The organism is Methylocaldum sp. (assembly GCF_039794385.1).
Lineage (GTDB): Bacteria > Pseudomonadota > Gammaproteobacteria > Methylococcales > Methylococcaceae > Methylocaldum.
The window spans coordinates 1-5,953 of record NZ_JBDIVO010000283.1; the positions used below are offsets into that span (position 1 = coordinate 1).

The 5,953-nt window shown below is 63.0% G+C and carries 4 protein-coding genes; all 4 read left to right on the top strand.

All coding sequences use genetic code 11. The features are described 5' to 3' along the window. The first annotated feature begins 28 nt into the window (after positions 1-28). Entirely contained in the window at positions 29-1,843 is a 1,815-nt protein-coding gene (locus ABJK70_RS18675; RefSeq protein WP_347258744.1) for an IucA/IucC family protein, read from the top strand. After that, positions 1,840-3,012 (top strand): MFS transporter, encoded by a 1,173-nt coding sequence (locus ABJK70_RS18680; RefSeq protein ID WP_210023828.1) that lies wholly within the window; start codon positions 1,840-1,842, stop codon positions 3,010-3,012. The genes ABJK70_RS18675 and ABJK70_RS18680 overlap by 4 nt, the downstream gene beginning before the upstream one ends. Before the next feature lie 11 nt (positions 3,013-3,023). Further along, entirely contained in the window at positions 3,024-4,847 is a 1,824-nt protein-coding gene (locus tag ABJK70_RS18685; RefSeq protein ID WP_210023829.1) for an IucA/IucC family protein, read from the top strand. A gap of 1 nt (position 4,848) precedes the next feature. Further along, positions 4,849-5,953, top strand: a 1,105-nt coding sequence (locus ABJK70_RS18690) for a type III PLP-dependent enzyme (protein ID WP_347258745.1), incomplete at its 3' end; no start/stop codon positions are given.

Genomic DNA, 5,953 nt, shown 5'->3' on the forward strand with positions numbered 1-5,953 from the left:
CCGCTTCCCTGGTTTGGGAGTTCCAATAATGAGCGCGGCACCGCAAACGCTGGCGCCGTCTTCCCAGGCCGACTACATCTGCCGCCGGGTCGTGGATGCCCTGCTGCGGGAGAACCTCCGGGAGATTGTCAGCCGAGGCCGGCTGGTCGGCTCCGGCCCCACTCCGTTTTCCTCCTTACCGGAAGGCGGACGGCCGAAGCAATGGCTGGTCGCGGACCATCTCGGGGATGGCAGCTTATGGATTCCGGTGCGCCGCGAGGGTCTTCTTCAGGAGTTGACCTTGGACGAATTGCCCCTTATTCGGCGGCGAGACGGACGGCATGAAAGATTGTCCGACATCGCCGACATCCTGGCATGTTTCCGTCAAGGTCTGGATGAGGAGGCCTCCGCGCTGTTCGCCGATTTCGAAACGGAATGCCGTGCGGCGATCGAGCACGGCGTCTTGTGCGAAGCGGAGCGGAAGCGCTATTTCGCCGAGCTGCGCGCGGCACCGCGCACACCGGCGGATAGCCTCTACTGGCCGGAGCGTCAGCTCTATTACGAGCGCCTCGCTTCCTTTCTGGATCACCCCTTTTATCCGACGGCGCGGGCCAAGCTGGGGTTCGAAGCGGCCGATCTCTCGGCTTACGGACCTGAATTTCAGCGTCCGTTCCCGTTGCGCTGGCTGGCGGTCGCCAAGGATCTCTGCCAAGAAACCTCGTTTCCCGGCAGGGAAATCTGGTGGCCTTCTTTCGAGGAGGTGGGATTGGCATCCCGTCTCGAGGCCGACTACGCGCTGCTGCCGGTCCATCCGTTCCTGTGGAACCGGCGGCTGGACGGTCTGCTGGACGAGCATGGGCTTCGTTCGAAAGTCATCGCCGCTCCGGAAAGCCGCGTTTCGGTGTTGCCGACCCTCTCGGTGCGCACCGTGGTCGTGCGCGAAGAGCCCGATACCCACATCAAGCTGCCCCTTACCATCCGCACCCTGGGCGGCAAAAACATCCGCACCATCAAGCCCAGCACCATCGCCGACGGACACACGGTGCAGACGCTGCTCGGCCGCATCGCCGAACGGGAGCCTTGGCTGTCCGGCCTGCTTTTATTGACCGACGAAAGCCGCGGCGCCCATGTCGATCATCTGCCGTTCCTCGGCTACATTCTCCGCCGTTATCCCGCGGGACTGGAGCACGCCACCTTGCTGCCGGTCGCGGGTTTGGCGGCCGCGACGCCCGACGGACGGCTGGTGGCCGAAGAAGTGGCGGAGCGCTTTTTCGACGGTCGTCTGGAAGATTTTCTGAACGCGTATTGGGATCTTACCTTGCGCGTGCATCTATTGCTGTGGCTGCGTTACGGTATAGCCCTCGAATCCAACCAGCAGAATTCGATCCTGGTAATAAGCCGAGAGGCCCCAAGGCTCCGGATTTTGCTCAAGGACAACGATGCCCCGCGTATTCACGGCGACATGCTGAAAAGGCGTTGGCCCGAACTCGGGAAATTCGTCGAGCGTCTTCAGGACCGCCGCATCGTGGTCGACGAGGAGCTGGCGCTGGCACAGATGTTTCTGACCATCACTCTTCAGCTCAACGTCGCCGCCCCGCTGGAAGGGCTGACCGCCACCGGGCGATGGACCGCCGGCGAGCTCTATGTGGGGGTGCGCGGCAAGCTGGAAGCTATCCTGACCGAGCTGGAGGGGCAGGGGGAAGACGCCCGCCTGGCCCGCCGGGTTCTAATGGAAGACGACCGGCACTACCTCAAATATCTGCTTACCGCCGCAAGCCTGCAAACCAGGCAAGCGACCGGCGCTGCCGACGTCAACAAGTTCTACGGGAAAACCGCCCCCAATTTTCTCCGGGATCCGTCATGACGCCGCTTCAGCGCCGTACGGTGACCGCGGTGCTCGCCTGTCACTTCGTGTCCGCCTTCGCCGCCCTGGGGCTGCCGCCCTTTTTCGCGGTGATCCTCGGCAAGTCGTTCCACAGTGAGGAGACTTACCTCGTGGGCGGGCTTTACATCGTGCCCGCCCTGTTTGCGGCGCTCGCCGGTCCCTGGTGGGGGGCGCTGGCCGACCGCGTCGGCAAGAAAATCTCCCTGCTGCGCGCCCAGTTGGGTCTCTCGGCAAGTTTCCTGCTCGCCGGCCTCAGCGATAACCCTTGGACATTCTTCGTGGCGCTCATCCTGCAAGGCGTGTTGGGCGGCACCTTCGCCGCCTCCAATGCTTACCTTGCGACCGTGGTCAGCGGCAATCAGCTGAGCCGCTGCCTGACCTGGACGCAAGGCTCGGCGCGCGCCGCCCTGGCGGGCGCTCCGGCGGTGTTCGGGCCGTTCATGGCGTGGGATTCGCCGGTTCGGATCTATTGCTATCTGGCCCTGCTGCCGCTCTCGGCGGCGCTGCTCTTGTGGCGGCTTCCGGACGGCTCGACTGCAGCTTCCGCCAGGACGAAGGACACATCGGGCTCCATGCCCGGCGACGGTGCGCTATTCCGGCTTTGCGCCTTGCAGTTCGCCCTGATCTTCGCCACGGTGGTGACCTTTCCCTATTTCATCCCATTTGCCCAAGCGTCGTTTTCCGATCTGACCGCCACGCTCGCCGGGCTGTTGTTCGGTCTGCCCCACTTCGTCTACCTGCTGAGCGCCGCTCCCATGAGCCGCCGGCTCGATTCGGTTCGTCCGGAAAGGACGCTGATGCCGGGGTTTATTCTCCTGGCCGTCTCCCTGATCGGGCAGGCGCTGGCCCCGACGCCGGCCCTTTTGGGACTCGGGCGGCTCTTGATGGGGCTGGCCATGACCGCCTGTTTCATCGCCCTGCACAGCCTGATGGCCCGTGCGGCTCATCACCGCACAGCCGGCCGAACCTTCGGTCGCCTGGACAGCAGCTCCAAATGGGCTGGAGTGGCCGCCGGTCTCTCCGCCGGCCTCGTCGCTCAATCCTTGAATTTGCATGCCCCGTTTTTGCTCGGCGCGGCGGTGGTCGCCGTCGCCGCCTTTTGCTCGACAGGCCGGGCCTGCTCCCCGTTAACCAGCGGCAATACCTAAAGGAGATGATCATGTCGCAAAGAGCTCTGCAAAGCGTCTATCGCATCCTGTCCGCCGAAGATCAGGCCGGACGGCGCTGCATGGAAAATCTGCTGAACTGTTATTGTCGAGAAGTCGCGGGACCGTCCGGACAGATCGGCATCGGACCCCTGTTCGGCCAAAGCGATTGGCCGCTGGCCTTGCGCGCCGCCTTGCACCGTACCGGAGGGCAGGTGATGCACGTCCTTTTGTCCTCGATCGGAAGCCGCCTGCTCGTGGTCGTCGATGCGCCGTCGCCTACCGGCAATTACCGCTACCGCTCCCAACCCTATTACAAATTGCCGGGAAGACCCTGGACGCTCCTCGATTGGACAATGCTCTCGAGTTTGCTGCTCAGGGAAATGGCCTTGCGGCATGCATTGCCTTTCAATGCCGAGCTGATGGAGCAGATCCGGGATAGCGTCGCCGTCACGGCAACGATTCTCGCGAAATCTCAGCCCGAGGCGTTTTCGGCCGAACCGCTGGCAGCCTACCTGGAATCCGAACAATCCTTGACCTTCGGTCACGCCTTCCATCCCGCGCCCAAGAGCCGCCAAGGCTTTTCGCCGGAGGATCTGCAGCGTTATTCGCCGGAGCTTGGGACCTCGTTTCCGCTGTACTACTTCGCCGTACGCCGCGAGCATTTGGTCCAGGAGTCGCTGCTCTCCGAATCCGCGGAAGAATTGATACGGCTCCGGGCGCCTGCCGAGTCGAGGACCGACGACGATTTCGCCGTGGTGCCCGTCCATCCCTGGCAGGCGCGCTACCTGTTCGATCATCCCTTGGTGCGGGCAGCGCTTCGAGAGGATCGGCTGCGCGACCTTGGAATAGGAGGGCCGGCCTATTTTCCGACTTCTTCGATCCGCACGCTGTTCCATCCCGAAAACCCCTACTTCTACAAGCTGTCGCTGAACGTCCGCATCACCAATTGCGTGCGCAAGAATGCTCATTACGAGTTGGAGGGAGCCCTTGCCGTGACTCGAATCATGCGGCAATACCTGCCCGCCATTCGGGGGCTCTTTCCGGAATTCAGGGTGCTCGAAGAGCCGGCTTTTCTTTCGCTGGATCTTCACGGCTCGGATAGGCAGGAGAACCGGGCCGTGACCGAAGGCTTCGGACTGATCCTGCGGGAGGGGCTAGACCGCTTGGCGGAAGGGGAAACGCCGCTTTTGGCGGGAGCCCTGTTCGGCAACCGTTCCTTGGGCCGAGTGCGGCTCATGGCAACAGTGAATCGCCTGGCCGAACGCGAAGGTCTGTCCCTAGCTGCCGCCGCGGAAAGCTGGTTCGATGCTTATGTCGAACATCTCCTCTATCCCGTTTTCCACTGTTTCTTTAGCTTTGGGCTCGTCTTCGAACCGCATCTGCAAAACGTCTTGGCCGGCATCCGGGGCGGGAGGCCCTGCCGCGTGTGGCTGCGCGATTTCGAAGGGGTCAAGCTGGTGCGGGAACGGCGGGTTTTTCAGGAACTGGAGGGAGTCAGCGAGCGGGCGCGGCAGGCGCTTTTCTATTCCGAAGAGCAAGGGTGGAACCGGATCGCCTATTGCCTGTTCGTCAACAATTTCTGCGAAGCCATCGCACAGCTAGGCGAAATGGGGCCTAGCCTGGAAAGGCGGCTGTGGACCGTATTGCGCCATCATCTTCGCGAGTATCAGTGGCGCTACGGCGATCTTCGCTCCGCCGGGCGCATCAACGCCCTTCTGGCGGGCCAGCCGCTGCCGGCCAAGGCCAACTTCATCAACCGTTTTCTCAAGCGTCCCGATCGCGACGCAGGTTATGTGCCGCTTCCGCATCTCTTGGCCCAAGCCGGGGAGCCGTAGGATGGCGATCAACCACGACCGGGTCGTCGCCGCCGTCCGGCGCTTCACGTATCAAGCCGACGAACCCTGCTGCGCTTATGTCTACGACTTGGAGGCGTTGCGCCGCCATGTCGCTCATCTGGTGTCCTCGCTTCCCTCGTGTTGCGAGCTGTTCTATGCCGTCAAAGCCAATTCGGATTTGCCGATCCTGGAGACACTGGCGCCTTGGGTTGCGGGCTTCGAAGTGGCTTCGGGCGGCGAATTCGCTCTCGTGCGTGAACACTTCCGGGAAATCCCTGTGATCTTCGGGGGACCCGGCAAGCTGGATTCGGAACTCGCCGCCGCCCTGAGCGGCAAAGTGGAACTGCTGCATGTCGAGAGCCTGTGGGAGCTCGAACGGCTGGCTTGGCTGGCGCGCGAGGCGGGGCAACCCGCCTCGGTGCTGCTGCGCCTCAATCTACCCTTGGACGAAGTGCCGGCGACCTCCCTCGCCATGGGCGGCCGCGCCACCCAATTCGGCATCGAGGCCGGCCGGCTGTCCGAGTGCCTGGCCTGGCTGGACCTTCATCCCGAGATCCGTCTCCGCGGTTTCCATTTTCATCTGTTGTCCCACCAATTGGACGCGGAAGCCCATTTGCGTCTGCTCGCGGCCTATTTCTATCAGGTGCGGCAGTGGCAGGAAGAACACCGATTGGACATCCGGCACCTCAACGTCGGGGGCGGTATCGGCATCAATTATCGGGAGCCGGATAGACAATTCGATTGGACCGCCTTCAGCACCGGCCTTGCGCGCCTGGTTCAAGACAAGGAGATGGAGCGCTACCGCATCCGTTTCGAGTTGGGCCGCTACGTCAGCGGATTCTGCGGCAATTACGTCATGCAGGTGATCGATATCAAGCCATGCCTCGGCCGCTACTTCGTGGTCGGGCGGGGCGGGACCCATCACTTCCGGACGCCTTATGCCCACGGGCACAGTCATCCCTTTTTCGTGCTGCCCGTGGAGCGCTGGCCGTATCCGTTTGCGCGTCCCGAGATCAGGGACGCCAAAATCACGGTGGTGGGGCAGCTGTGCACGCCCAAGGACGTGCTCGCCACCGATGCTGCCGTGTCGCACGTCCGCGTCGGCG

Excerpts from the sequence above, each read along its gene's own strand:
- ABJK70_RS18680 (WP_210023828.1), top strand. The coding sequence starts at position 1,840 with ATGACGCCGCTTCAGCGCCGTACGGTGACCGCGGTGCTCGCCTGTCAC.
- ABJK70_RS18685 (WP_210023829.1), top strand. The coding sequence starts at position 3,024 with ATGTCGCAAAGAGCTCTGCAAAGCGTCTATCGCATCCTGTCCGCCGAA.
- ABJK70_RS18675 (WP_347258744.1), top strand. The coding sequence starts at position 29 with ATGAGCGCGGCACCGCAAACGCTGGCGCCGTCTTCCCAGGCCGACTAC.